General features: G+C 36.0%; 31 protein-coding genes, 1 tRNA gene and 1 riboswitch. Of the genes, 20 read left to right on the top strand and 12 right to left on the bottom strand.

Translation table 11 applies throughout. The annotated features are described in order from the left end of the window. On the top strand, window positions 1-343 hold a 343-nt coding region (locus CY0110_RS02270), incomplete at its 5' end, for an ABC transporter permease subunit (RefSeq protein WP_408605565.1). A 17-nt stretch (window positions 344-360) separates the two neighbouring features. On the opposite strand, the gene CY0110_RS02265 is transcribed toward CY0110_RS02270, so the two are convergent. Then, the gene (locus tag CY0110_RS02265; protein WP_035798255.1) at window positions 361-2,067 is read right to left on the bottom strand and encodes a type II toxin-antitoxin system HicA family toxin; all 1,707 of its coding nucleotides are present in this window, start codon (window positions 2,065-2,067) and stop codon (window positions 361-363) included. Between the two features lie 235 nt (window positions 2,068-2,302). Between CY0110_RS02265 and CY0110_RS02260 the strand changes: the two genes are divergently transcribed. The 6 genes from CY0110_RS02260 to CY0110_RS02235 all read left to right on the top strand — a co-directional run bounded on the left by CY0110_RS02260 (window position 2,303) and on the right by CY0110_RS02235 (window position 7,175). Then, complete coding sequence (locus tag CY0110_RS02260) at window positions 2,303-2,533, top strand: ferredoxin-thioredoxin reductase variable chain (RefSeq protein WP_008273631.1); 231 nt, start codon at window positions 2,303-2,305, stop codon at window positions 2,531-2,533. A 101-nt stretch (window positions 2,534-2,634) separates the two neighbouring features. Beyond that, on the top strand, window positions 2,635-3,924 hold the full coding sequence (locus CY0110_RS02255; protein WP_035798254.1) for an ABC transporter substrate-binding protein: 1,290 nt from the start codon (window positions 2,635-2,637) through the stop codon (window positions 3,922-3,924). Window positions 3,925-4,442: 518 nt separating this feature from the next. Next, window positions 4,443-4,979, top strand: coding sequence for a hypothetical protein (locus CY0110_RS02250; protein ID WP_232285674.1), 537 nt, complete (start codon window positions 4,443-4,445; stop codon window positions 4,977-4,979). 154 nt (window positions 4,980-5,133) lie between these two features. Beyond that, window positions 5,134-5,337, top strand: coding sequence for a 50S ribosomal protein L35 (gene rpmI, locus CY0110_RS02245; protein ID WP_035798249.1), 204 nt, complete (start codon window positions 5,134-5,136; stop codon window positions 5,335-5,337). Window positions 5,338-5,384: 47 nt separating this feature from the next. Further along, on the top strand, window positions 5,385-5,738 hold the full coding sequence (rplT, locus tag CY0110_RS02240; RefSeq protein WP_035798247.1) for a 50S ribosomal protein L20: 354 nt from the start codon (window positions 5,385-5,387) through the stop codon (window positions 5,736-5,738). A gap of 120 nt (window positions 5,739-5,858) precedes the next feature. Then, window positions 5,859-7,175 carry a four-carbon acid sugar kinase family protein gene (locus CY0110_RS02235; protein WP_035798245.1) on the top strand — a complete coding sequence of 439 codons (1,317 nt, stop codon included), beginning with the start codon at window positions 5,859-5,861 and terminating at the stop codon, window positions 7,173-7,175. Window positions 7,176-7,183: 8 nt separating this feature from the next. On the opposite strand, the gene CY0110_RS02230 is transcribed toward CY0110_RS02235, so the two are convergent. Beyond that, window positions 7,184-7,558, bottom strand: coding sequence for a hypothetical protein (locus CY0110_RS02230; RefSeq protein WP_035798243.1), 375 nt, complete (start codon window positions 7,556-7,558; stop codon window positions 7,184-7,186). Between the two features lie 118 nt (window positions 7,559-7,676). On the opposite strand from CY0110_RS02230, the gene CY0110_RS02225 reads away from it, so the two are divergent. The 4 genes from CY0110_RS02225 to CY0110_RS02210 all read left to right on the top strand — a co-directional run bounded on the left by CY0110_RS02225 (window position 7,677) and on the right by CY0110_RS02210 (window position 11,242). Next, window positions 7,677-9,590: a GTPase family protein gene (locus CY0110_RS02225; protein WP_008273618.1), complete on the top strand. Its 1,914-nt coding sequence runs from the start codon at window positions 7,677-7,679 to the stop codon at window positions 9,588-9,590. 14 nt (window positions 9,591-9,604) lie between these two features. Beyond that, on the top strand, window positions 9,605-10,549 hold the full coding sequence (locus CY0110_RS02220) for an RluA family pseudouridine synthase (RefSeq protein WP_035798241.1): 945 nt from the start codon (window positions 9,605-9,607) through the stop codon (window positions 10,547-10,549). Window positions 10,550-10,644: 95 nt separating this feature from the next. Further along, window positions 10,645-10,884, top strand: a complete 240-nt coding sequence (locus CY0110_RS02215; RefSeq protein WP_035798239.1) for a hypothetical protein — start codon at window positions 10,645-10,647, stop codon at window positions 10,882-10,884. Beyond that, window positions 10,862-11,242: a type II toxin-antitoxin system VapC family toxin gene (locus CY0110_RS02210; RefSeq protein WP_035798237.1), complete on the top strand. Its 381-nt coding sequence runs from the start codon at window positions 10,862-10,864 to the stop codon at window positions 11,240-11,242. The genes CY0110_RS02215 and CY0110_RS02210 overlap by 23 nt, the downstream gene beginning before the upstream one ends. 20 nt (window positions 11,243-11,262) lie before the next feature. On the opposite strand, the gene CY0110_RS02205 is transcribed toward CY0110_RS02210, so the two are convergent. Further along, window positions 11,263-11,862: a ribonuclease HII gene (locus CY0110_RS02205; RefSeq protein WP_008273608.1), complete on the bottom strand. Its 600-nt coding sequence runs from the start codon at window positions 11,860-11,862 to the stop codon at window positions 11,263-11,265. A gap of 31 nt (window positions 11,863-11,893) precedes the next feature. On the opposite strand from CY0110_RS02205, the gene CY0110_RS29770 reads away from it, so the two are divergent. Further along, window positions 11,894-12,067, top strand: coding sequence for a hypothetical protein (locus CY0110_RS29770; RefSeq protein ID WP_157464515.1), 174 nt, complete (start codon window positions 11,894-11,896; stop codon window positions 12,065-12,067). 149 nt (window positions 12,068-12,216) lie between these two features. Beyond that, window positions 12,217-12,540, top strand: coding sequence for an STAS domain-containing protein (locus CY0110_RS02200; protein ID WP_035798235.1), 324 nt, complete (start codon window positions 12,217-12,219; stop codon window positions 12,538-12,540). Window positions 12,541-12,549: 9 nt separating this feature from the next. On the opposite strand, the gene CY0110_RS02195 is transcribed toward CY0110_RS02200, so the two are convergent. Next, entirely contained in the window at window positions 12,550-13,698 is a 1,149-nt protein-coding gene (locus CY0110_RS02195) for a PP2C family protein-serine/threonine phosphatase (RefSeq protein WP_035798232.1), read from the bottom strand. Between the two features lie 223 nt (window positions 13,699-13,921). Here CY0110_RS02195 and CY0110_RS02190 point away from each other — a divergent pair, with 223 nt between their 5' ends. The 4 genes from CY0110_RS02190 (at window position 13,922) to CY0110_RS02175 (ending at window position 16,146) form a co-directional block, all read left to right on the top strand. Further along, window positions 13,922-14,350, top strand: coding sequence for an ATP-binding protein (locus CY0110_RS02190; RefSeq protein ID WP_035798288.1), 429 nt, complete (start codon window positions 13,922-13,924; stop codon window positions 14,348-14,350). A 23-nt stretch (window positions 14,351-14,373) separates the two neighbouring features. Next, window positions 14,374-15,204 (top strand): sulfurtransferase, encoded by an 831-nt coding sequence (locus CY0110_RS02185; RefSeq protein ID WP_008273595.1) that lies wholly within the window; start codon window positions 14,374-14,376, stop codon window positions 15,202-15,204. 143 nt (window positions 15,205-15,347) lie between these two features. Beyond that, entirely contained in the window at window positions 15,348-15,884 is a 537-nt protein-coding gene (locus tag CY0110_RS02180; RefSeq protein WP_035798230.1) for a LabA-like NYN domain-containing protein, read from the top strand. A gap of 13 nt (window positions 15,885-15,897) precedes the next feature. After that, window positions 15,898-16,146, top strand: a complete 249-nt coding sequence (locus CY0110_RS02175) for a hypothetical protein (RefSeq protein ID WP_008273592.1) — start codon at window positions 15,898-15,900, stop codon at window positions 16,144-16,146. 74 nt (window positions 16,147-16,220) lie between these two features. Here CY0110_RS02175 and CY0110_RS02170 read toward each other — a convergent pair whose 3' ends face one another. Then, the gene (locus CY0110_RS02170; protein ID WP_008273590.1) at window positions 16,221-16,679 is read right to left on the bottom strand and encodes a VOC family protein; all 459 of its coding nucleotides are present in this window, start codon (window positions 16,677-16,679) and stop codon (window positions 16,221-16,223) included. Window positions 16,680-16,857: 178 nt separating this feature from the next. Then, window positions 16,858-17,298, bottom strand: coding sequence for a pentapeptide repeat-containing protein (locus CY0110_RS02165; protein WP_035798228.1), 441 nt, complete (start codon window positions 17,296-17,298; stop codon window positions 16,858-16,860). A gap of 288 nt (window positions 17,299-17,586) precedes the next feature. Between CY0110_RS02165 and deoC the strand changes: the two genes are divergently transcribed. Beyond that, window positions 17,587-18,252: a deoxyribose-phosphate aldolase gene (deoC, locus tag CY0110_RS02160; protein ID WP_008273580.1), complete on the top strand. Its 666-nt coding sequence runs from the start codon at window positions 17,587-17,589 to the stop codon at window positions 18,250-18,252. Continuing rightward, on the top strand, window positions 18,245-18,973 hold the full coding sequence (locus CY0110_RS02155) for a sulfite exporter TauE/SafE family protein (protein WP_035798226.1): 729 nt from the start codon (window positions 18,245-18,247) through the stop codon (window positions 18,971-18,973). The genes deoC and CY0110_RS02155 overlap by 8 nt, the downstream gene beginning before the upstream one ends. Window positions 18,974-19,024: 51 nt before the next feature. Here the strand turns inward: CY0110_RS02155 and CY0110_RS02150 are convergent, their stop codons facing one another. From CY0110_RS02150 to thiC, 4 genes are all read right to left on the bottom strand, one after another. Then, the gene (locus CY0110_RS02150) at window positions 19,025-19,552 is read right to left on the bottom strand and encodes an FKBP-type peptidyl-prolyl cis-trans isomerase (protein WP_035798286.1); all 528 of its coding nucleotides are present in this window, start codon (window positions 19,550-19,552) and stop codon (window positions 19,025-19,027) included. A gap of 29 nt (window positions 19,553-19,581) precedes the next feature. After that, window positions 19,582-19,926, bottom strand: coding sequence for a phasin family protein (locus CY0110_RS02145; RefSeq protein WP_035798224.1), 345 nt, complete (start codon window positions 19,924-19,926; stop codon window positions 19,582-19,584). Window positions 19,927-20,047: 121 nt separating this feature from the next. Continuing rightward, a complete protein-coding gene (locus tag CY0110_RS02140) occupies window positions 20,048-21,241 on the bottom strand; it encodes an FkbM family methyltransferase (protein WP_035798222.1) in 1,194 nt (397 codons plus the stop codon). A 190-nt stretch (window positions 21,242-21,431) separates the two neighbouring features. Further along, window positions 21,432-22,811 (bottom strand): phosphomethylpyrimidine synthase, encoded by a 1,380-nt coding sequence (thiC, locus tag CY0110_RS02135; protein ID WP_008273561.1) that lies wholly within the window; start codon window positions 22,809-22,811, stop codon window positions 21,432-21,434. Between the two features lie 7 nt (window positions 22,812-22,818). Further along, window positions 22,819-22,914, bottom strand: a riboswitch (TPP riboswitch). Window positions 22,915-23,041: 127 nt separating this feature from the next. Between thiC and CY0110_RS02130 the strand changes: the two genes are divergently transcribed. Continuing rightward, window positions 23,042-23,114: transfer RNA gene (locus CY0110_RS02130), tRNA-Phe, on the top strand. A 386-nt stretch (window positions 23,115-23,500) separates the two neighbouring features. Here the strand turns inward: CY0110_RS02130 and hflX are convergent. Together hflX and CY0110_RS02120 are read right to left on the bottom strand one after the other, a co-directional pair. Next, the gene (gene hflX, locus CY0110_RS02125) at window positions 23,501-25,213 is read right to left on the bottom strand and encodes a GTPase HflX (protein WP_035798220.1); all 1,713 of its coding nucleotides are present in this window, start codon (window positions 25,211-25,213) and stop codon (window positions 23,501-23,503) included. Window positions 25,214-25,234: 21 nt separating this feature from the next. Continuing rightward, window positions 25,235-25,603 (bottom strand): YkgJ family cysteine cluster protein, encoded by a 369-nt coding sequence (locus tag CY0110_RS02120; RefSeq protein ID WP_035798219.1) that lies wholly within the window; start codon window positions 25,601-25,603, stop codon window positions 25,235-25,237. Between the last annotated feature and the right edge of the window lie 34 nt (window positions 25,604-25,637).

The following is a 25,637-nucleotide window of genomic DNA, read 5'->3' as shown; positions in this document are numbered from 1 at the left end:
TTTTATGTTAGGAGGAGCGATCGCAGGAATTGCAGGGGCTTTCTTTGCTTGGCAATTAACGACTATTTATCCTGATAAATTTGATCCTTTAATTACTTTTAACACTTGGATTATCGTGGTTTTAGGAGGGTCAGGAAGTAATGCTGGAACTATTTTAGGGGCAACCATTTTCTGGTCTTATGATTCTTTGACTCGTTTTCTTTTACCTCAATTAGGAATTTTAAGCCCTAGTCAAGCTGGTTATTTTAGGATTATGATTATTGGTTTAATTTTGATGATTTTGATGGTTTGGCGACCTCAAGGTATTTTAGGTAAAAAAGAAGAATTAACGTTAGGTCGTTAAAGTAGTTAATTAGAACCTTACAAATTATCTAGAAAGTCCTCTAGACTTGTATTTGTTTGTATTAAAATATTTTTTAAAGTGAGAGGATTAAGTTCTTGTCGAGGATGGGGAATAGGAACAGTAATCGTATGAGTTTCTATTTTCTTTAGAATAAAATGATCGCCATTATGCCTATCTTTTTCAAATCCTAATTTCTGAAAGGCTTTAATTGCTTTCCGACTCGATATGTTAGTTAAATAAGATGTAGGTATGGAGGGATAGTTACTACTATTGTTAGTATCGGTTGCATTGCTAATATAGTCTTTACCTTTTTTATAGGTGTCTAAAGCAAATTCTAAACATTTATTTTTTTCAATTTCTGAGTTTAGTTTTTCTTTAATTTCCTTATTTTGTAGCAGTATTTTTTCTTTTTCTTTTTCTATAGTTTGCGCTTCTTCAAACGCATATTCTGATTCTAACTTAATCAAATTAATTTGTCTTTCAAACTCTTTTTGGATCATTTCTTCTCTTTCTTGAATCGATGTTTCGTTAGATAACTGAACTGTTTGCAAATCATCTATTTTTTCTTCAGCTTCCTGTTTTTGAGCCATTAAAAGTTTGATTTTTTCTCTGAGGGAGTTAATTTGTTCTTTACTTTTTCTTTCTAAATTTTCGTATTCTGATAATTCTACTAATAAGTTATTTTTTTCTTGTTTAATTGTTTCTAATTCTTGAGACCTTTCTTGCCATACTTCTAAAATTAAAATTTCTTGTTCATATTCTTTAATAATCTTTTGGAGATTTTTAATTTTTTGAGTTTGCTTATTTTCTAATTCTTCTAATTTTTGCTGTTCTTTCTCTCTTTCCTCAATCAAACGCGAATTTTGATTGATTTTTTCTTTCAAGTTGTTTTGAAGAATAGCTATCTCTTTTTGCAATTTACTTTGTTTATTTCTCAATATATCTTGATTCTGATCAGCGATTTTTCTTTTTTCTATCTCTTGTTTTACTAATTCTTGCTCTAGTTCAAGTCTTCGGGATAGTTGTTCTTTTTCCCTGTGGGTTAAAATTCTATAAGTTAGGAAAAACTCTGTAAAACTCCAAATAAATAGCCCGCCAATAATAAATAATAATATTGTTAAATTATAAACAGGAAAACGACTATTATTTTGAAGAGGATTATTTAACCATTGCCATAATTCCTGTTGAAAGCTTTCTGAAATTATGTTGATATAATAAACTCGACCAAGTAATAAGTTTTCGTCTTTTAAATTCTCTACATCATTAATCGTTTTAGAATTATTGAAATAATAATTCCAAGCTTTTTCTGAAGAAGGATTTAACAATAAATTATAAGGATAATTTCTAAGACTTTGGTGAGATATATTGCTAATCCACTCTCTTTCCCTGTTAAGATTTTTTTGAGAATAATTAATCACTTTCTCACCCTCTTCATCGGTCATAACCAGTTTCCATGAACCATAATCATTGCTTAAAATCTGGTTGATTTGATCTGTTTGATTATTAGTTATGGCATAAGATAAAGCTAGAGGCAATGAAGGGAAAAAATTATTATGAGCTACACTTGGCGATTGAGAAAAACTATGATATTCATAAGTATAATAATGCTTACTAACCGCTAATATCCCAAATCCCAATAATAAGAACTCGATAATAATTAATCGGCCAATAATAACCGCAACCTGTCGACACGATAACTGCTTTCTTAAGATACGAAAAATCATGCTCTTAAGATTTAACTATAAACTATAATTTTAGTCATGAAATCCACAAAATTCAAGGTTTCTTTATATTAATTAACTTATTAATGAATTGTCTTGAAATTCTCTAACGAAGACGGTATTAAATCTGACAATAGACTATTCTCCTGTAATCCAGTGACAGTCTATGTAAAAATGGTAAAGTTGTAAACTATCCCCATAATAGCCTTAATAGGAGGATCATAGAGACTTAATGAATATGAAAATTGGCGATCGCGTCCGTGTTATAGAATCTGTTATTGTTTATCATCATCCTCAACATAAGAAACAACCATTTGATATCAAAGGAATGGAGGGAGAGATAATCGATATCGTTACCAACTGGCGGGGAAGGCCCGTTAGTGCTAACCTACCCATATTAGTCAAGTTTGAAAAACGATTTCGAGCGCATTTTCGTGACAATGAAGTAGAAGTCATCGAAACAGCTTAGAAAGATAGGGGTTAAGGCGTTGAGACTTCTCCCTTATCTCCCCTTAATCCACATCTGAACTCAACCAACCAGTAGCTCAAAGTATGAGAACTCAGTAACCCATGAATTCTTTTGTCAAAAGACTTTCTGCGCTCATTCCTTTTGCCATTCCTGTCGCTTTTTGTCTATGCTTAATTTTGGTGACTATCGTTCCGAGTTTAAATGCTGCACCTACAAAGGTTACCCTACTCATGCAAGCATTAGAAGCAGCCCAATGGGGACCCTTCCTACAAGAATTTAACGAACAACACCCCGACATTGAATTAGAAATTATTGAAGGACCGAACGCAACTAACCAAGTAGAAGACTTATATACCTCCTCATTTTTATTAGGTAATTCTCCTTACGATCTCGTATTTATGGATATTGTTTGGGTTCCTAAATTTGCAGCAGCCGGATGGTTAAAAAGTTTATCGGACTTAGTGGATAGGGACAATATAAACCTAGAGGCATTTTTAGACGGAGATATTGATGGGGGAAGATACAATGGAGAATTATATCGGATGCCTGTGCGTTCTGATGGAGGAATGCTTTATTATCGCACCGACTTATTAAACCAAGGTGGATACCAACCCCCTAACACCTTCACTGAATTATTAAATATCTCTCAAACCTTACAAACAGAAGACCTAGTAGAATGGGGTTACCTATGGCAAGGAAAACAGTATGAAGGGTTATCGGCCATGTTTGTTGAAGTTTTAGCCGGATATGGGGCGTTTTGGGTCGATCCAGACACCCTAGAAGTCGGTTTAGATAGTCCCGAAGCCATAGAAGCAGCAGACTTTTTACGCACAACCTTACAAAAACGAGTGTCACCCCCTGGTATTACCACTTACGCTGAAGAAGAAGTCCGCCGTCTGTTTCAAAATGGTGATGCTATTTTTATGCGTAATTGGCCCTATGCGTTTGGACTTTTATCTGCTGATGATTCTCCTGTTCAGGGTAAATTTGCCATTAAACCAATGGTTCACACCCCTAACTACTCTAGTGGTGCTTGTCTAGGGGGTTGGGGTCTTGGCATTACCGCCAGTAGTCAACATCCCGATGCAGCTTGGGAAGTGGCTAAATTTTTTAGTAGCGAAGATATACAACGCAGATTTATCCTAGCTACAGGATATGTTCCCAGTCGTCGCTCTTTATTTAATGATCCTGAAATTTTAGCTAAATATCCCCATTATTCCCAATTATTGGAGGTAGTCGAAAATGCAGCATTACGTCCGCCTATCGCTCAATATGCCCAAGCTTCCGATATTTTGCAACGTTACTTGAGTGCAGCCATAACAGATCAGATGACTCCAGAACAAGCCATGAACAAAGCAGCTAATGAGACAAGACGGTTATTAGGGAAATAATGTATTGTCAAAATTTCCCGACTAGATCGACTTTCTACAGATAATTAGTCCAGAGTATATTTTAAAGTCTTCCCAATTATTAAGAACTTGTTTATTCTCTATAAAATTTTTATAAAAAAATAATTAATTATTTTTCTATCTAGGCAAAATTACATAAGCATCTAAGTATTTCTAGGGATAGCGTAGAAATAATAATTTCATTTTTATTAGTAGAAATAATGAAATTTTTAGTAGAAATAATAATTTTTTGCTAACAGCAAGACATTTGTTTTTTCTTGATATAAACTGGTGACATAAAGTAGTTTCAATAAGTATGTAACTGATTAAATATACCAGGATTTAATTAATTTGCCTGCCTGGAATACAGATATTTCCAAGCTTATTTTTCATTGATTAGAATTATTACATTTTTTTGGTAATAAAAAAGGTTATAGAAAATGTCAAAATTAATATTCAACCCAAAAATAAGAAAATCCATTTCACCGATAATATCATTGGGAGTAATCGCTCTATGCTCATTGCCAGCTTCAGCAGAATTATTAATTGAGCCTTTTGAACTATTAAATATTGATCCTGATGCGACCGAGCCGTCTAGCATCACATCAACCAATCCTTCTTCTTCTCAATTTTCCAATGGTGTCAATCCCAATTTATCTAATTTGAGTATTAGTGGATCTTCTTCTCCATTTGTAATTGGCGGTCGAAGTTCAGGAAATTCTTCTAATCGTAACGAAGATGATAATAGTGAAACAGAAACCAGTGACATTATTTCACCAGATTCTAGTAGTAGTAGTTCTAGTGACTCAATTCCACAGAATACTCAGATGGCTGATGTAGTTACAGTCGCATCCATGTTACAATCTAATGGCAATAATCCAAATAATTCGGACTCCGATAATCCGGACATCAATAATCCGGACATCGATAATCCTGGCGGGGATGATCCAGGAACCTCAACCCCTACTTCCATTCCTGAACCTAGCTCAGTAACTGCTTTAGCTATCATCGGGTTAGTTGGTGTTTTAGTTAAACATAACCGAAGTAATTGCTCATAGTTATAGGGGTTTCCTGTTCTTTATGTAATCAAACAAGATAACGTTGTTTTTCTATTCTTCAAAAGGAAAATCGCTGAAGTTCTTAAGTTGATCTTGCACTTAATAGATATTCTATGTTAATATAGGTAATTGTGTCGAAATTTTATATAAATTTATGCCTAAACTAAAAACGCGCAAAGCTGCCGCCAAGCGTTTTCGAGTAACAGGAAGCGGCAAGAAAATTGTTCGGCGAAAAGCTTTCAAAAATCACTTATTAAATCATAAAAGTGCTGAAAGAAAGCATCGCCGTTTATCTCACACTGCTTTAGTGAGTGAACAGGATGAACCAAACGTTCGCTTGATGCTGCCTTACATCTAAACATCAACTTAATCGCTTACGTCCATTAATATAGAAACAGGGTAACTATGACAAGGGTAAAACGGGGCAATGTTGCCCGTAAACGTCGTAAAAAAATCCTTAAACTCGCTAAAGGGTTTAGAGGAAGCCACTCTCGACTATTCCGTACCGCTAATCAACAGGTGATGAAAGCATTACGAAATGCTTACCGCGATCGCCGTAAACGGAAACGGGATTTTCGTCGCTTATGGATCACTCGGATCAATGCTGCAGCCAGACAAAATGGTTTAAGTTACAGTCAATTAATTGGTCAAATGAAAAAAGCCAATATTGAGATCAATCGTAAGATGTTAGCACAACTAGCAATTCTTGATCCTCAAGCTTTTGCCAAGGTAGTAGAAACCGCTAGTGCAGCCAAATAATGGATAATTGATAATGGATAATGGATAATTGATATTTCATTATCAATTATTCATAGGAAAACCTTAGTGCTTCGCAACAACTCATGGGACAATAGAAAAGGCGATCGCAGTAGGCAAACCATGAGTCAGCAACCAAAAATTATTGTCTTAGATGATGATCCTACAGGTTCCCAAACGGTACATAGTTGTTTACTGTTGATGCAGTGGGACGTTGAGACATTAAGATTAGGATTAAGGGATGAAGTTCCCATTTTCTTTATTTTGACCAATACAAGGGCATTAACCCCTGAAAAGGCAGCAGAAGTTACAGGGGAAGTGTGTCAGAATCTTAAAATTGCCCTCGAAGCAGAACAGATCGAAGATTTTTTAATTGTCAGTCGTTCTGATTCTACCCTCAGAGGCCATTATCCTATAGAAACCGATGTCATTGCCGAAGAATTGGGCAGTTTTGACGCTCATTTTTTAATTCCTGCCTTTTTTGAAGGGGGAAGACAAACTCTTGACAGTGTTCATTATTTAAACATTGAAGGGACATTAACCCCAGTTCATGAAACGGAATTCGCTAAAGATTCTGTTTTTGCTTATCATCATAGTTATTTGCCGGACTATGTAGAAGAAAAGACAAACCGACGTATTAAAGCAACAGAAGTTGAACGATTTTTATTACAAGATATTCGACAAGGTAATTTAGAAAGATTAATGCAACTACAAGAAAATCAATGTGGAGTAGTTGATGGAGAAAAACAAGAAGATTTAGATCAATTTGCTCAAGATTTATTAACCGCAGCAGCATCAGGAAAACGGTTTTTATTCCGTAGTGCTGCTAGTATTTTAACCTCTTTGGCCCAACTGGGTAAACAACCCATTCCAGCCGAAAAAATGGCAGAATATAAACCAACGGATAAACCGGGGGTAGTGTTAGTGGGTTCTCATGTGAAGAAAACCACCCAACAATTACAGGATTTATTAACTCAAGCAGATGTAGTGGGGATAGAAGTTGATGTTAAACAATTACGAGATCATCCTGATAAAAAAGATGAATTATTAAACAGTATTTTAGAACAAGTTAAAAGCGTTTATGAACAAAATAAAACCCCCGTCGTTTATACCAGTCGGGAAGAATTAACCTTTGAAACTGTACAAAAAAGGTTAGATTTTGGAGTCGCGGTTTCTTCTTTATTAATGGAAGTGGTTCAAGGTTTACCCCCTGATATTAGTTTTTTAATTAGTAAAGGGGGGATTACCTCTAATGATGTTTTAAGTATTGGTTTAAAATTACAAGCAGTACGATTATTAGGACAAGTGTTAGCCGGCTGTTCAATGGTAAGAACCGAAAAAGATCATCCTCAATTTCCTAATTTACCTGTCGTTTTATTCCCTGGTAATGTGGGGAATGCTCAGGGGTTAAGTACCGTTTATTCTCGTCTTAAAAAATAAAAAATCAATTATGTTATTTTAAGATTCAAAGGAAAACAAAAATTATCAACCCCTGTTTTGAGAACATATAAAACCACAGGTAAAACTAAAATATCTGGGCCGATTTTAGTGGTCATTAAATGATTAATAACCGGAATAATATGACCTTCAGACAGTTCGTTGATCAGGTTTTCTTGACAAATTTCTACCCGATATCGTTTTGCTAGTCCCTCTAACCAGTCCGTGCGATCAGGGGTTTGTCCGACACTTAAAGCAAGGTTAATGGCCGCATCATCTAAGTCCCCATCACAAACAACAATTTCATCTAAAGCAGTAATTGCATCAGGATAGTCAGCAAGTTGAGAACGATAATAAGTAATTTCTGAGAGGGTTAAAGAGGCCATGATTTACGATAAATGAGAAACAAAGTGGATGATGAATTTAATTTTTTTTATAACTATTGCTAACTTTTCAATATTATTTAGATAAAATAATAATTATTATACAGGAAAATCAAACAAAATGATTAAATTAAAATCTTGGCAATGGGTCATATTAGCAAGTCCCCTAGTCATTATTGTTAGTTTTTTTATCATTGCAGCTGGGCTACAGATTCATCAATGGGGAATTAATTGGATCTGGGGAATTTTTATCTTAATGTTGTTGGGTTGGCGTTGGTTGTTGGTGAAATGGACGAAACCCGTAGAACAACAAATTGAAACCCTCATTACTCAAGTTAACGAAGAAGTTGATAACGAACAAAAAGAAATTGCTGCAACCATTGAGGATAAGGAAACTTTTAACAAAATAGAGAGTATTTTGGCTGAGATTATCCAAGAAACTCGCAACGATCGCCCCTTTTGGGAAGACTGGGCAACGTTTTGGCAACGATGTCAAAATTTAGTTAGTGCGATCGCTCACATTTATCACCCAGAAATCAAATATCCTCTACTCAATATCTATATTCCCCAAGCTTATGGACTGATCCGAGGAACCGTTGACGATCTTGATCGCTGGATGCAAAAATTATCCCCTGTTCTCAGTCAAGTAAGTATCGCTCAAGCATACCAAGCTTATGAAGTGTATCAACAATTAGAACCCAATGCCCGTAAATTATGGCGAGTCTGGAACTGGAGTCAATGGATACTCAACCCTGCTGCAGCAATAGCGAGACAAACTAGCTTACAAGCAACAAAACAAGCCAATCAACAATTATTAGTGAATTTAGGGCAAACCTTCCGAGAAACTGCCTTAAAAACCCTGGCCCAACAAGCGATCGCCCTTTACAGTGATAAAAATCTTCTCCTCTCAGACGCTTTATCTGTCCAAGAAAAAAGTCTTTCTACTTCTAAGACTGAAACCCTAAGAGACATCATTGCTAAAGCCAAACCTGTCAAAGAAATAGAAGCCAAACCCGTTAATATTTTACTAGCAGGGCGAACCGGTGCTGGAAAAAGTAGCCTTATCAATACCTTATTTAAAACAGACAAAGCAGAGGTCGACATTTTACCCAGTACGGATAATTTTACTGCTTATCACTGGGATAGTCCCACAGGAGACTATTTAACCCTTTGGGATACGCCGGGATATGAACAAATTAACCGTCCTGAGTTTCGAGAAGAGGTCTTAAATTATTGTACAAAGGCTGATCTACTGTTATTAGTTACCCCTGCACTTGATCCCTCTTTAGACATCGATATAACCTTTTTAAAGGCAGTTAAAGAGGTCATTGCAGACTTACCTATCATTGTTATAGTAACCCAAGTGGATCGCTTACGACCAGTGAGAGAGTGGCAACCCCCTTACAACTGGCAACAGGGAACGTTATCCAAAGAAGTGAGTATTAGAGAGGCGACAACATACCGTATAGAGGTATTTGGGGAAGAATGCGATATGGTTTTACCCCTTGTTACCAGTGACGCAACCACAAACCGAGACAGTTGGGGAGTCGAAGCTTTAACGAATACTTTATTAGAGTTTATTGAACCGTCGAAACAATTAAGGTTAGCTCGTTTTTTACAACAACAAAAAGCTCGCTCTGTCGCTGCAACTAAAATCATTGAAACTTGTACTTTAAGACTGAGTACCACTCAAGGAATAACCGCTTTATTAAAAAGTCCTGTATTGCAGTTTATTTCTACCTTAAGTACAGGTTCACCTGGGTTAGCTTATGCCTTAGCTGAACAGATTCCCGTTGAACAATTACCCATTGTCATTGGTAAATTGCAAATGGCTTACGATCTCTTTTGTTTATTTGAGGATGATGATAATAAGCAAAAGTTTGATCTGTTATCTTTGTGGCCTTTATTATTAGATACTTCTGGGGATATTCAAGGCAATGCTTGGGCATTTGGTCAAGCTTTTGTAGAATTTTTAACCAAAGATTTAACAACTGAACAGTTAAGAAAGCGGTTTAACGAGTATTTAGAGTCTTAGTTTATTGGTGTTTCATGATCATTAATTTAACGGTAGAAACACAAGGTGATCGCTTGGATGTTTGGTTATCCAATCATCTAACAGACATCTCTCGATCCTATGTCCAAAAACTAATAGAACAAGGTAATATTATTCTCAATGACGAAGTTTGTACGAATAAAAAAATAAAAGTAAAAATAGGTGATCGCTTACAAATTAATCTACCTAATCCTAAACCGTTAGAACTCAAACCCGAACCCATACCACTCGATATTTTATACGAAGATGAGCAGCTAATTATTATTAATAAACAAGCTAATTTAGTTGTTCATCCAGCACCAGGACATGAAACAGGAACCTTAGTTCACGCTTTACTCTATCATTGTTCTAATTTAGCAGGAATTGGTGGCGTACAAAGGCCAGGAATTGTTCACCGTTTAGATAAAGATACCACGGGAGCAATAGTAGTTGCGAAGACAGATTTTGCTCATCAAAACCTACAAGCACAAATCAAAAATAAAACAGCGAAACGAGAATATTTAGGGATTATTTATGGTGTTTTAACCAATAAAGAATGCGATTATGATAATAATCAAGGGATAATTAACTTACCTATTGGTCGCCATCCTATTGATAGAAAAAAAATGGCTATTGTCCCTACAGAAAAACGAGGAAGAGAAGCCATAACCCACTGGGAAGTTGTAGAAAGATTAGGGAATTATAGTTTAGTTAAATTTACATTAGAAACAGGTAGAACCCATCAGATAAGAGTCCATAGTAGTTATTTGGGTAATCCTATTGTCGGAGATCCCTTATATAGTGCAAATCGTTCTCTAAAAATGAAGTTATCAGGACAAGCATTGCACGCCTATAAATTAACATTAACCCATCCCATTACTTCGGAGAAAATAGAAGCGATCGCCCCTTTGCCCCATGAGTTTACTAAATTATTAAACTATTTAAGACAAAAAAATAATTAAGAAGACTTCAAGATTTAGCAGAATGAGAAAAATTGTAATAGATTAATCGTTAAAATTGAGTTATCCTAATAATTAATTCTTAATAAGCAACCTCTATGAGAATTATCGAAACCCAAACCAATATCACAGAAGATCACCGACTAACTGTACAACTTCCTGACGACATTGAAGCAGGAGAATATGAAATTGCTATCATCATTAACCCTCAATCACAACCCCCCAAAACTAACCTTAATCAACTTCAAGGAAAAATAAAAGCCTTCCGAGAAATTGACCCCGTAACATGGCAAAAAAAAATTAGAGGTGAATGGGATGAAACTAGATTATCTGATTGATACGAATATTTTTATCTCATTATTCAATGACCAGTTATCTGAACCCATTCCCGACAGTCAATTAGGCTATTCCATTATTACAAAAATCGAGTTACTCTCCTTTACTTCTTTATCTGAAGAAGAAGAAAAACTAATCCGAACCAGTCTTAAAAGCTTATCAGAAATTTCCTTAAATTCTAATATTGCGGATATTGCGGAGAAAACCATTCAACTCAGACAAAAATATAATTTAAAAATTCCTGATGCGATCATTGTATCAAGTGCATGGGAAACCCAAAGCATTCTAATAACCAATGATCAACAATTAAAGAAAATTAATGAGATAGAAATAATTTCTTTAGGGACAAAAACACCTTAAAAAGATGTTGTCAGCAAAGGTTATTTATCTATCTTTAATTTAAAAGAACGACGATGATGAAAACAAAGCCCATATTGTTGTAAAGCAAGGCGATGTTTTTTAGTTCCATAACCTTTGTTATTTTCTAAGTCATAGTGAGGATATTTAGCGGCTAAACGAACAATTAATTGATCGCGCCAAACCTTAGCTAAAATACTAGCAGCAGCAATTAAAGGAGAAGATTTGTCACCCCCGATAATCGTTTCTTGAGGAATAGTAAGATTAGGAACTTTTTGGTTACCATCTATTAAGCATAATTGAGGAGTAATAGATAGTTTTGTGATAGATCGTTTCATCGCTAATAAAGAAGCATTGAGAATATTTAAACGATCAATTTCTTGAGAAGATGCGTAACTAATATGATAAGAAATTGCTCTATTTTTTATTGCTGTGGCTAACGTTTCACGACGTTTCGCTGAGAGTTTTTTACTGTCTTTAACCCCGATTTCTTGAAGTTGCGGAATACTACTCTTTTCCAACACTACCGCAGCAGCAACCACCGGGCCAAACAAACAACCTCGCCCCACTTCATCAACCCCTGCTATTAAGATTTGTGAATGAGAAAATAATTGAGCAGACATCAAGCTAGTTTGATATAATTTAGGAATATGTATGAATTTTAGACTTTTTATTATGGCATTCTTTCGTCAATACATTGCTCCGATGTTAATTGTTTTAATATTTTTAGTGGCTTTAGTGGCAGTGACAGCCCGCGCCTTCTTACCGTCAGATTTATCAGCTCCTGCGCCCGTAGATGATATCAGTTTTTTGTTATCAGTCCTTTAATTTCTTCAATGAAACTTACCCCAACTCTTTAAGAAAATAGACTGAATATTAGATAGTTTTATTTTTTTCTTTGCTATGGTGGAATTAGGAATGACAATTGCTGTTAACTTTTATGCTAATTTTATTCTAATTTTTTAGTTTTATTATCAATGACAGTCTATTTTGAAGTTTATCAACCCTCTGGGATGGTTGATGGGACAAAAGCTCATCAGTTTCGCCAACAAGTTCAGAAATTATTAGAAAAAAATCCCAAAGTTATTGTCATCGATTTTAAAGACGTTAGCTTTATGGATAGCTCAGGTTTAGGAGCTTTAGTTTTGTCTTTAAAAATGGTTCGGGCAGCTGGTGCTAAACTATTTTTATGTTCAGTCAATGAACAAATAATGATGTTACTTGAATTAACAGATATGTACAAAGTCTTTAGAATTTTTGAGAGTCGAGAAGAGTTAGAAAAAAATATTATGAATTTATAGAATCTATTTTTAAAGATTTTCAGTAAAATTCACTTCGATAATTGATAAATCGTCATCAAATTTTTTCTTCAGATTGCACGATTTTAGATATCCAATTAACTGATCTAAATTGTGAGAATCCCGTTTTTGATAATTACGGATCATTGCTAAAAAAGTGGTTAATCCAATTAGTGTACCATCTTTTTGTTCAATTTCATAGAGGCCATCACTAAAGATATATAACCTAGATAAACTATCAATAAACAAAGACTTATTCGTATAATTAGCTTCAGGAAACATTCCTACGGGTAAACCAGGAGTTTTTAGTTGAGTTTCAAGTAATTCTTCTTCTACATTGGGAGTGAATAAAATAGCAGGAGGATGACCAGCACTAGCATAAATAAGTTCATGATTTTTGCAATTATAAACCCCATACCAAATAGTAAAATATTTATCATTAGTATCAGTCATTTGAAAGGTTTTATTGAGTTCATTTAAAACCTCATTCGGCTGATAATAATCAACTTGACTTAAATTTTTAAACCGAAGTAAGTTAATCACAGCCAAAGCAGGTAAAGCAGCCCGAAGTCCGTGACCAGAAACATCTAAAAGATAAAGGGCTAAATGATGATCATCTAACCAAAAATAATCAAATCCATCTCCTCCCAACTGACTTGAAGGAAGAAAACGGGAATTAATCGTTAAACAATGATGCTCAAGGGGTTTAGGTAAAATAGAGCTAACATATTCGGCTGCTTCTGCTAGTTCCGCTTCTAAAAGTCGCTTTTGTTCGGTTAAATCTTGACTTAACTGATGTAATCTTAATCCGGCTCTAATCCTAGCAATAAATTCGTTCATTTCAATGGGTTTACAGAGAAAATCATCAGCCCCTGCATCCAACCCCTTGACACGATCTTCGACAGATCCCAACGAAGTCAGTAAAATAAAAAAAGTAGTCGCTAAATCAGGAATACTCTTCACCTGACGACACACTTCTAACCCACTTATACCAGGCATCACCCAATCGCAAATAATCATCGCCGGGTGTAACTCCTTAGCCTTAACTAAACCTTCTTCCCCTTCACTAACACAAACTACATCATAACCCTGGCGTTCGAGGTTTTTCTCCAAAAGCAAGCGAATACTGTGATCGTCATCAATTAATAAGATTTGAACCATAATTGATAGTTATGAGGAGTTTAAGCAAGAATTGAGCCTTGAGATTGAAGTGCAATCCAACCATATCTGAACGACTATTTTAGAAGTCGAAAGTAACAAAATCAGAAAAATACCAGCAATATCGTAACAATCCAGGTAAACTAAAGCTAGTAATTAGAATAGAGATATCTGAATCTCTAGTCTATCTGTGTCAACTATAGTTGATTGTAGAGGCTTTGAATCATTGAGCGTTCTCCAACAGGTTTCGTTCAAAGTAAAGAGCGACCTAAAAGCACTAGATGAAGTTTTAAGTAACTTTGACAACATAAATCAACCCTGGATTCCTAAAAAAGATTGGTTGCAATGTCAACTGGCTTTAGCAGAAGGCTTTACCAATGCAGTACGCCACGCCCATAAAGACATAAAGACGGATGTTTTTATAGAAATTGAAATTAAACTTACCCCTGAGAGCTTAGAAATAAGGATTTGGGACTCTGGCCCTTTTTTTGACCTGGAGAACTTCCTTAAAATTAAGTCTAATCAAGATCATGGTTTTGCTGGTCATGGCCAAGGCCTTGCTATTTTACAAAAAATCGCTGCTCAATTGAGTTATCAGCGCACTGATGATGGGCGTAACTGTTTATTAATTATCAAAAAGTTTTTCCTTCCCTAAGCTCATCAGTCTAAAATATTATTATGTCTAATGTAAATCCTGTTATTTCTAGTGAATGGCTAACTGGTCAACTTTCTAACCCCAATCTGGTTATTATTGATTGTCGCTTCCGTCTCGGAGATGGGAACTGGGGATATGAACAATATCTTACCAGTCACATCAAGGGAGCTTATTATTTAAACTTAGATCAAGATTTATCTTCTCCTGTCAATACTCATGGTGGCCGTCATCCTCTTCCCGATGCCTCGACTTTTGCGAAAAAATTAGAGTCGATGGGAATAACATCGGGGGAAACTTTAGTGATTGCTTATGATGATTTGCGCTTTGCCTTTGCGGCCCGTTTATGGTGGTTATTGCGCTATTTTGGTCATGAAAAAGTCGCGGTTTTAGATGGTGGCTGGCCCAGTTGGCAAGGGAAAGGTTATCCAACGGATACTGTCACTCCAGAGGCAAAATCAGGGTGTTTTGTCCCTAAACCTCACACCAACTGGATTGTGGATATTGATACCCTCAAACAACGCAAAGATTTACCTAATGTTACTTTGATTGACTCCAGGGACAGCGATCGCTATCGAGGAGAAAGAGAACCCATCGATCCTATCGCTGGCCATATTCAGTCCGCAGTTAATTGTCCTTGGAAGCGCGTTACTAATAATGAAGGTTATATTCTTCCTAAAGCTAAGCAAGAAGGCTTATGGCATGATTTTTTTGGGTCTAAAGAAATAATCGTTTATTGCGGTTCAGGTGTCACTGCTTGTGTCAATCTTTTATCAATGGAATCAGTCGGGATTAAAGGAGCAAAATTATATCCTGGGGGTTGGAGTGATTGGTGTTCCTACTTAGTTTCTCATTAATTCCTTAGATTTACTTAAATATAATCAATCCTACAAACTGGTAAACTTTTAAGGTAAAATTTTAGTTAAGTAACCTTATTAATTTAAACAATTAAGCTACTTATCTATTTCTTTATTTCTATTTATACTTAGGTCTTAATTTTATGGATGCTACGAATACTTGTATGTGTCAGAAAGAGCGTCTTTCTATATTTGTTGATGGCAATAATATGTTCTACGCGCAACAAAAAAACGGTTGGTTTTTCGATCCTAGGCGAGTTCTAGATTATTTTACCAATGATCCTCATGTTTCTTTAATTAATGCTTTTTGGTACACTGGCTTAAAAGATTCTCAAGATCAAAGAGGGTTCCGTGATGCCTTAATTAGTTTGGGATATACGGTGAGAACTAAAATTTTAAAAGAATACTATGATGATACTTCTGGAAGATATTCCCAAAAGGCCAATCTTGATATTGAAATTGTCGTAGATATGTTTAATACTGTTGAGCAATATGATCGTGTTATTTTATTTAGCGGAGATGGGGATTTTGAACGAGCAATTGAATTACTAAGATCAAAAAATACCCATATTACTGTTGTTTCTACAGAAGGGATGATCGCTAGAGAATTACGAAATGCTACCGATCGTTATATTGACTTAAATGATATTAAAGATAGTATAGAAAAGCAAGATTACTGACTGACCCATTATTATGGAATCTCCTAAGAAGAAACGTAGAAGAACCCTCGCTCGAAAAGTTGATGATGAAGTAGAAAAAATTATTTATAAAGTCATGACCAATGAGGGCTTAGAACAAACCATTGCTAGAGCAGTCATTAAAGGATTAATCGCTTTAATTCGACGCTATTTTTTTCTTGCTGTGGTAAGTATTTTGCTATTATTAATATTACAATCAATTTTAATTAGTTTATCCCTTAAATTTATTTTAGGGTTGAATTAAAGCTGTGAGTAAGCAATATCAATTTACTGCCATCTTTAGGCTTCTCACTTTCTTTAATCTTACATCAATACCTCTTAAGGATCGCAACGAATTTCTACCATAAAACCGTCAGGATCATAAAAATAAATACCTCTTCCTGTGGGACGACTAACGGGACCATGATCAATCATAACCTGATTATTCTTTAATACTTCAACAGCTTGGTCAAATAAATCAGCATCAATATGAAAAGCTAAATGATTTGCTCTTGTAAATTGTTGTTTAGGATCAACATTAGGGGGTGATAAATTAGGCTCTGAAAATAAGTCTAAAATTAATCCATCGGGAGTAATAAAATTAGCAACTTTTCCTTGAGCTACCAAATCTTTTAAGGTACTAGGAACTTCTTTGCCTATTAATTCGTGGAGTCCTAAAATATTACCATAAAAATGACGAGAAGCTGTCATATTTTTAACATTTAAAGCAATATGATGAACTCGTTTTAAAGTTCCGATGTTTAATCCCTGGGTTGTCTGACTTTGTTGAACTGCCATAAGATAATATACAATATCACAATAAGTTCTATAATAACGAATTATATTTAAGTTGCACTACACTAGATGGTAGTCCTGTAGAGATAGTAACTAAAAAGAATAATTAAGAATTTTATCAGATAAGAAAAATGTGGAGGAGATAAGATAGAGAAATAACAACCAGAAACAGGCTCATTGATTATTCGGGTAATTGTCCCCCTACACTAATTCCAGTGTGAAAAATTTGCGCGTCATCAATGGTTAAAGCCATCATCGATGCACCAGCAACATCAACATCATAAACCATCGCTTTACTAAGGTTAACGTTGTCAAGAATGCTATCATTAAGAGTAGCATTGGTGATCATAGACGCAGTTAGATTTGCTCCTTCTAGATTTGCTCCTGTAAGGTCTGCTCCTTCTAGGTTAGCTTCGATAAGAATCGCTCCTTCTAGGTTAGCATCTCGCAAGTCCACTCCGATTAAATGAGCAGCAGTTAAATCTGCCCCAGATAAGTCGCAACCTTGACATTCTCTAGTAGATAATAACTGTTGAATATGATCAGGGTTAGCTGCTTGAACGACAGGTGCGAATAAGATAGAACTAAGCAATCCCAAAACAGCAACAATTGACGATTTCATGGCTTGTCTCCACAAAATAAATTTGATAATAGTCTATTATAAAAATATTGACGGCGTGTCCATAACATGAGTTCCTTAAACTTTAAAGCTAAATTTATTATATTTTTTTGCTTTTTTTCCAAGAATTTACGATTGACATGATCTTAAATGTGTTAAAATAAAACTTGTTTATTATAGAAACTAATTGACATTAAATAAATTTAAGAATAAAAAAAAATAAGGCTTTTAAAAAATTAGCTATTTTATTTCTTAGAATTTACCAATTAAATTAAACATAGGAAAATCAAAATGATAGAAAAGAAGACAAATATTGATATTGCAGATTATATTGATCATTCCTTACTAAACCCTACTACTACCCCAGAAGATATAGAAAAATGTTGCAGTGAAGCCCAATATTTTGGCTTTCGTGCAGTGTGTATTTATCCTAGTGCCGTATCTCAAGCGGTTAAATTACTTCATGGTCAAAAAATTGTTATTTGTACTGTTATTGGCTTTCCGACAGGAGCGAATACCTCTGCTGTTAAACTTTATGAAGCCCAAGAAGCCACTGAAAATGGTGCCAAAGAACTTGATGTTATGCTCAATTTAGGACAAATTAAAGCAGGAAATTCTGAAGCCATTTATAACGAAATTTCAGCCATTTGCGAAGCGACAGGACAAACTATTAAAGTGATTTTAGAAACCAATTTATTAACAGATACAGAAAAGCGTTTAGCAGCAGAAATTTGTATGGATGCAGGGGCAAATTACCTGAAAACCTGTAGTGGATGGTTTGGGGGAGCAACGGTGTCCGATGTACGTTTTCTTAATAATATATCTCAAGGTAGAGTAGGAATTAAAGCATCAGGGGGAATCAAAACCTTAGAACAAGCTTATGCTTTAATCGAAGCTGGAGCAACTTGTTTAGGTACTTCTCATGGAGTGGCTTTAGTTCAGAGTCAAAATGGATAATCTTTTTATTTCATTAATTATTTTATTAGGGGTATTTATTCAAAGCCTTTCTGGGTTTGGGTTGGGGTTAGCTGTGATGCCTTTACTAACTTTAATTATCGATGTTCGGTTGGCTTCCCCGTTAATGAATTTAATTGCTTTATTGACGTTATTAATTATTTCTTTTTATTATCGAAAAAAGTTAGAAGTTAGAGAAATTTTAGGATTAATTATTGCTTCGAGTTTAGCTATTCCCTTTGGAGTTTATTTTCTAAAAAATCTGAATCAAACGGTTATGTTAATGCTTTTAGGAATGGTGGTATTAGGATATGCTATTTATTCCCTTTTGGAGTTACCTTTACCTATCATTCGTTCCCAAAAGTGGGGTTATGGCTTTGCCTTTTTCTCAGGATTATTATCCGGTGCTTACAATACAGGGGGACCTCCTATTGTTATTTATGGGAGTTGTTGTCGATGGACACCGGAACAGTTTAAAAGTAACCTAAATTTCTTCTTTTTTTGTAATGTTATTATTGTTTTAATCAATCACTTTCTGCAAGATAATTTTACCCCAGAAGTTTTGCAACTGTTTCTGAGAAATATTCCTATTATTTTTATGGGTTTAGTTTTAGGATTCTTTTTATCTAATCGAGTTAACTTATTATTGTTTCGTAAGTTGGTTTTAATTTTATTAGTTATGGCAGGATTACAATTATTAATTAAAGTTTTTTTGAGTTATTAGCTTAATGAACAGTGACTGATAAGTGATCACTGTCCACTGAAAACTGTTGAACTATTTAACCTCTAATAATTCCACATCAAAGATTAAGGTTGCATTGGGGGGAATAACACCACCAGCACCCCTTGCACCATAACCCAAGTCAGAAGGAATGATTAAAATGCGTTGGCCACCAACTTTCATCGAAGCAACCCCCTCATCCCATCCTTTAATCACTTGCCCTACCCCAATTTTAAACGAAAAGGGTTTATTGCGATCGCGGGAACTGTCGAACTTTTTGCCATTTTCTAGGGTTCCAGTGTAGTGTACTGTAACCGTTTGTCCCTGGGTTGGACTTTCTCCGTCCCCTTCTGTAACATCAATGTATTTGAGACCAGACTCTGTGGTAACGGCGTTTTCTAAGTCCATATCGGTAATTTCCTTATTATTAATATTTAAAGCCATTAACGTATCTTTGGTGATGTCGGGGGTATTTTCCGAGGCGATCGCCGTTTCTTTGTTGGAGTTACCAAAAATAAAACTAAAGAGTAACAATAAACTAAAAGCAGCAATAATCCCGAAACTAATAAGAATTTCACGCATGGATCGTTTTTTCCCTTTACTAACTGTCTTTAACGCCATAATTTGTTTTCTAAGTCCCTAACTTGTCGTTCTAAGCGATCAATTCTTCCCCGTAACTCATCCATTTCATTTTGACGGGGAACACCTAAGTCTCGCAACATATTACGCAGTTGACGTTCCATGTTGTTTTCAAAGTTACCCTGACCGGTTTTGATCTGGTCCATGATATCGTCAACGAAACCTTGAGCTTGATCTGGGTTAATTTTACCTTCTTTGACCCACTCTTCGCTGACTTCTTTTAATTTTTCCGCAGCTAGTGAGGTTGTACCAATACCCATGAGGACTAGCTGTTTAATCCAGTCAGTATCGTTTCTGTTGTTTCTATCTTCTGCCATAATGGTTACTTTTGGGGCTATTTTATCTTCTTTTTTAATTTAGCAAATAATGGAGGAGAATTTAGAATTTAGAATTTAGAATATCGAATTAGTTCATGTCTATCTATTAGATTAAAAGACTTTAACCCATCATTCGCTTAATCAATTTTTCTAAATTGGGTAGACTTTTACTAATAGCTAAAATATCAGTCCAACCGGCAGGAGACTTAAGAACCGCTTGAGAAAAGATTTTTAATGAATTGATATTATCTTCAATTTTACTGAATTGCCAGCGAGCATTTTGATCAAGGGTTCTCATATTAAATAATAGATAATCTTTACTAAGATTCACTAGAATTTTCTCTGATGGGATAAACCTATTCAAATACTTGGGATCATATTCTAAGATCAGCATCACCACTCCATTATTGAGTAAGCTTTTCATTCCTTCTAAAACCTGAAAGTCGCTGCCTTCAGCATCAATTTTAACCAATAAAGGGGAAGTAATTTGATGTTGTTTAATATAGTCTTCAAGTCTTATACTTTCTACCACCTGGCACGAAGCTAACTGTAGCTCAGGATAAAATTGACGCAAATCCTGGACACTATTGCATTCTGAATGCTCTGACATACTTTTAATTACTTGGGGATAATTTTTGTCGCTAATTGCAATTTTTTCTGGTTGGATAATATCAGAAACTTGATTGATTTTAGTATTGACTTGGAAAAGTTCGTAAACAAAACCTGGTTCAAAGGAAATAATAGGATTTTTCTGACCATATTTTTTGAAAAATTTAGCTGCAGGGATAGCAGTATTTCCGTAATTAGCCCCAATATCAATAAATACAAAATCAATATTATTGAGCCATAAATGTAAGAAAAGAATGTACTTTAATTCATATTCATGAAGATTAGGATGATTCAATGATAATTGATTATAATCTTGTAATAAATCACCTGTATTAATATAAGATTGGTTAAAATCTTCAGCCGTTGGCGTATAATTTTTAATGACTAAAGGTTCAGGGGAACGAGAAATCCACTGATAAGAAATATCTTGGGTGTACCAAAAATAAAGAGAACCATAGTAACGAATTAGATCAACTTCTTTCAGCACCGCATAATTATATAGTTCCTGTAATCTTGTTACTTCTTTCTGATGTTGTTCTAAAGTATTTTCGAGTCTATTAATTTTGTCGTTAAGTTCAATAATTTTTAGTGCTTGGTCTTGTTGTAAAGTATATTCAAGAACGTTAATTCTATCATGAATTCCTTTAATCCCAAATGCCTTTTTAAGTTGTTTTTTTAACTGAGTAGGGAGAAACTGCTTAACCATATTAATAATATACTTGCTAATTAAAATAGTATTGATAATTACTTTATATTAACATAGAATCTGCCCTAAATTTAATAATATTATAGGAACTTTTTACCAAAAAACTCCCGTTAAGATAATCCTTAACAGGAGTTTATTTATACTCTAGATACTATATAGAACTGCTTTGGGCGGACAGCAGTTTATTGCATTATTGAGTCACTTTTTCTCGATCTTTTTGAGCTAAGAATTTTTCTAACTCTGTCAAAGCATCTGCATCGACTTTTGTTTGCATCGGGCAGAATTTCGGTCCACACATCGAACAAAATTCAGCCGTTTTGTAAATATCCGCCGGTAAGGTTTCATCGTGATATTCCTTCGCCCGATCCGGATCTAACGATAACTCAAACTGACGGTTCCAATCGAAATTATAACGAGCTTTGGATAGTTCATCATCCCGATCCCTGGCCCCTGGACGATGACGCGCAATATCGGCTGCGTGTGCTGCTATTTTATAAGCAATCAAACCATTTCTCACGTCTTCAGCATCAGGCAACCCTAAATGCTCTTTCGGAGTCACATAACATAACATGGCGGTTCCATACCAACCCGCCATAGCTGCACCGATCGCCGAGGTAATATGATCATAACCTGGAGCAATATCGGTTACCAAAGGACCCAACACATAGAAAGGTGCTTCGGAACACTCTTCCATCTGCTTTTTAACATTAAACTCAATTTGATCCATCGGTACATGGCCAGGCCCTTCCACCATCACCTGTACATCATGTTCCCAAGCGCGACGAGTCAGTTGACCTAGCGTTTTCAACTCGGCCAGTTGTGCTTCGTCAGACGCATCATGGGTACAACCAGGACGTAACGAGTCCCCTAAACTAAAAGAAACATCATATTTCTTGAATATTTCGATAATTTCATCAAAATGAGTATAAAGCGGGTTTTGTTTATGATGATGTAACATCCAACGCGCAATAATACCACCCCCACGAGAAACAATACCTGTTAGACGATTTCTCACTAAAGGCAAGTGTTCAATTAAAATACCTGCATGGATAGTCATATAATCTACACCTTGTTGGGCGTGTTTTTCTATAATGTGGAGAAAATCATCAGGGGTAAGGTTCTCTATATTACCGTGAACACTCTCTAAAGCTTGATAGATGGGAACCGTCCCAATCGGAACCGAAGATGCTTTAATAATAGCCGTACGAATGGTGTCTAAGTCTCCCCCACCGGTGGATAAGTCCATAACGGTATCAGCCCCATACTTAACCGCTAGATTGAGTTTAGCCACTTCTTCATCAAGATCAGATGAGTTAGGAGAAGCACCAATATTTGCATTAACCTTACACTTAGAAGCAATTCCAATACACATCGGTTCTAAGTTAGTGTGATTGATGTTTGCAGGGATAATCATCCGTCCCCGTGCTACCTCTTCACGGATTAATTCGGGGGGTAGGCTTTCCCGTTTTGCCACATAGTCCATTTCTTCAGTAATAACGCCTTGACGAGCGTAATACATCTGAGAGACATTACTTTGTCCCCGTCGCTTGGCAACCCATTGTGTTCTCATACTTTGATTCCTCTATAAACAGCTTCCCTACGCTGGTATTACCCAGTCTCAGGTTCTAAGGGTATTTCTCAGCCTTATTCCACAGACACCCCTAGCTATGGATTATATTTTAGCATTTATGCCTCTCTGTTTTTATCTTCTCACCTAGTTTAAAAAATATTTAGATAACCTCTTGCATTGCTCAAAAATATTTGCTATGCTTGTTAAGCACTAAATAAATAAGTGCTTTAGCCGGGATAGCTCAGTTGGTAGAGCAGAGGACTGAAAATCCTCGTGTCGGCGGTTCAAGTCCGCCTCCTGGCATTTAACTATAATCAGTATAACCCACGATTGATAAGGGTTTTAAGGACTTAAGGGAGGAGCTTTTTCCTGTGAGTCCTTGAATTTTTGGGTATTTTTAGACACATTTAGACAAAAAATTGGTGTAAAAACAGTCGTTCAGTTTCGAGAGTCAGCAGTGGTGTCCGAAGATGGGGTAATCGTAAAAGTAGAACTAATTAATGACATACAGTTTGTTGATCAACTTGTCCCCCCGTAAGTTGATAGTCTTTCAACAACCAGAAAATAATCGTTATTTAAAACAATTTAACTTTACTCAAGAGATTATTTCTCCTTTAGCTTTTAGGGACATCCAGATAAACAGTCGAACAATTATAAACTGATAACTGATGACTAATCACTTATAATTGTTACAACCTAGAATTATTCAACGCATATTCAACTAGCTGACCTAATTTACTCCTTAAAGTTTCTAACCCTAATCGTTGACTGGCAGAAATAAACACAGCTAAAGGATACTCTTCTTGGGCAACCCGTAAAGTTTCTCCATCTACCGTATCAATCTTATTAAAAACTAATAAAATCGGGCCAGGAACTAAAGGCATTTCTTGTAAAATAGTCATCACCGACTGTATATGATGTTGCCAAGCAGGATGAGATAAATCAACCAAATGTAATAAAGCATCCGCTTCTGTTACCTCTTCTAAAGTTGCGCGAAACGCATCCACCAAAGATGGAGGTAACTCATGAATAAATCCTACTGTATCTGTTAACAAGAAAGTGTAAAGTTGTTGTGTATCACTATCAATACCCGATAAACGGCGAGTGGTCGGATCAAGCGTCGCAAATAATTGATCAGCAGTGTACACTTCTGCATTGGTTAACGCATTGATCAAAGTGGACTTACCCGCATTGGTATAACCGACAATGGCAATAGTAGGAACTTCCTGTTTTTGCCGTTGTTGACGCAAACGAGAACGATGAGACTGTAACTTATTCACCTCTTGTTGCAAACGAGAAATACGCCGTTGAATGCCTCGACGTTCTGTTTCTAGCTTGGTTTCCCCTGGTCCTCTGGTTCCGATACCACCCCCTAAGCGAGACATGGCTTGACCTCGACCCACTAACCGAGGCAACATATACTCTAATTGGGCTAACTCAACTTGTAATTTACCAGCACGAGACTGGGCCCGTTGTGCAAAAATATCTAAAATAACTTCAGTCCGATCAACCACTTTAACCCCTAACTGAGTCTCTAAGTTACGGACTTGAGCTGGAGATAAGTCAATGCTAAACACCACTAAGTTAGCTCCCAACGTTTGCACCCGTAAAGCCACTTCTTCTACTTTACCCTTCCCGACAACAGTTTGAGGATGGGGATGAGAACGTTTTTGTTGAATGGTTTCGACAGTTTCCCCTCCGGCGGTTTCCACCAGTCTTTCTACTTCAGCTAACTCCTCAGCAAAAGTGCGATCGCTCATTTTTTCGGTTTGTAGCCCGACAATCACAACTCGTTCGTGATCACCTTCTACTTGCTGTGCTACATATTCCCGACGAAACTCTGCTTCTAACCCTTCTACTAACCCTAAAAAGTCTTGTTCTGAGAGGGTTTCTAGGGTCATAGAAGGAGAAACAGTCCAATAATAGTTATGATTAGGATTAAACTCTGAAGCAGGCAATAAATGGGCAATATAGGCTTCTTTAACGTATCCCGTTGCCCCACCTCCCCGTCGCATTTTCCCTTCTGAGGTAACGGATAACATTACCAACGTATCGAGACGTTGCAGTACCATCGCCGTTAAACTAGATTCTTTCGGAGGATCAGCCTTCAGTTGAGTAGCAATGCAGCGAATACCGCAAAGCCGTTCAGCTCCATAACGAGGTAATTCTAGGGGAGGTATTTGAGTTTGTCGAGGAGTACCCACTCCCACACGAATCACTTGGCCACGACGATTAATATAAGCGCATACCCCTTGACCGAGATCAGAACTCACCGCGGCTAGCCGTTGGGCAAACTCTGGAGACGTGAAGCGATCGCCCCGTAGTTTTTGATGATAAAGTCGCTTTAACTGCTTAATTTGATTGGGTTTTAATCCTTGTAGGTTTCCGTAAATGGTATCGATAGGCCAACCTCCTTACTGTGGTTAGTTATTTTCTCTAATTCCTCTATTATAGTGTTCCATTTCTACACTTTGCTTCCCATAGACCCCTTCAATTTGTTGATGACAACATTCGATAGCAAATTCATTAAACTCAGAGGGATCAATATCGTACATTTGTTGAAAAATATCAGATTGTACTCGACAAAAACGAGGACGTTGTTCATAAATTGAACATTTTCGAGTTTCATGGTCAAAATGAATACACCAGCCGTCTTTTCCGATTAAACTTAAATAATGCTCTAATTCTTCTGGGGTCAAATAGTCTTCTAAGTCAGGGCGATCACCTGGATCTAATTGACAACAAGCTCCACATCCCTCTACACATTTCCATCTTCCTAGTGTCGTTTTCATGAATTTTCAACAGTTAATCTTCTTTACCTATTTT

Source organism: Crocosphaera chwakensis CCY0110, assembly GCF_000169335.1.
Taxonomy (GTDB): Bacteria; Cyanobacteriota; Cyanobacteriia; order Cyanobacteriales; family Microcystaceae; genus Crocosphaera; species Crocosphaera chwakensis.
This window is presented reverse-complemented; position numbering and strand designations above follow the sequence as displayed.